The 909-nt window shown below is 63.5% G+C and carries 2 protein-coding genes; both read left to right on the forward strand.

Going from position 1 to position 909, the window contains the following annotated elements; translation table 11 throughout:
- Positions 1–351: 351 nt before the first annotated feature.
- Positions 352–558 (forward strand): carboxymuconolactone decarboxylase family protein, encoded by a 207-nt coding sequence (locus tag KME75_RS41990; RefSeq protein ID WP_219420624.1) that lies wholly within the window; start codon positions 352–354, stop codon positions 556–558.
- The gene (locus KME75_RS41995; RefSeq protein ID WP_219420627.1) at positions 559–756 is read left to right on the forward strand and encodes a hypothetical protein; all 198 of its coding nucleotides are present in this window, start codon (positions 559–561) and stop codon (positions 754–756) included.
- The last annotated feature ends 153 nt before the right edge of the window (positions 757–909 follow it).

Raw genomic sequence — 909 nt, forward strand, 5'->3', positions numbered from 1 at the left:
CATCTCAAGACGTGGCGGATGCTCAGCGAAGAAGGCGGCCGATACCGCGCACCGATCAGCAAGTACCCGAGCGCAGTCAAAGCCATTGTCGGACTATTCTTCTTCGCGGCTTATGAATAAGGCCCCCAGAGATGCAAGTCCTTACACTTCACCCGCGGAGGGCCTCTCAGCTCGGTTCGGTCATGGCGTCGACAGCCCCGATCAAACCGTGCTGAGCAGGCACTTTCGCGTATCCGGAGACCGCGTGTCGCCCACAAGATCATTCCCGGGTGTAGGGTCGGGAGCTGGCGCGGTGGCAGTTCCTGGCGGTAGGTCGCGGAGCCGCTGTGGGCCGGGTGGTTTCCCCTCCGGGTGTTCTTCTCCGTGTCCGTGGCCGGGGGTGACCGGACCGGCTGGTGGGGCGACAGCGCCATGTTCGGCGTCATCGCTCGCCGCCCCGAGCTGCTCAAGTCGATCGTGGGCGTGTTCGCCTCGTTCTTCGGCCCCGGAAAGATCGAACCGCATATCCACGAGATGATGCGGCTCAAGACAGGGCAGATCAACGACTGCGCGTATTGAATGGCTGTTCGCACCACCGCCGTGCGCGGTGTCGTCTCTGACAAGCAGCAGGCCATTCACGAGCACCAGCCCAAGGCGGGCGACGTGCTCAACGAACGCAAAGCGCTCGCGCTTCAGCTCGCTGAACGGATCGGTCTCGATCCGCACACCGTCGATGACGCATTCTTTGCGAAGCTGCAGCCGGAGTTCCGCAGCTAACCGGTGATCTGGTCCACACTCGAGGTCGTAGCTATTCAGTACGTCCGGAGCTGTTGGTGACGTGATCGGGCCCGGCGTGGCGGCTTGATCGTCGGCGTGGTGGCGCGATCATGGACGGATGTCGGACTCGCTGCCGCCGTCCGTGGCGGAGCT

Origin of the sequence: Pseudonocardia nigra (genome assembly GCF_019396355.1) — a bacterium.
GTDB classification, from domain to species: domain Bacteria; phylum Actinomycetota; class Actinomycetes; order Mycobacteriales; family Pseudonocardiaceae; genus Pseudonocardia; species Pseudonocardia nigra.

What these genes read in the sequence shown, in the direction of transcription:
- KME75_RS41995 (WP_219420627.1), top strand. Translation starts at nt 559, where the DNA reads ATGGCTGTTCGCACCACCGCCGTGCGCGGTGTCGTCTCTGACAAGCAG.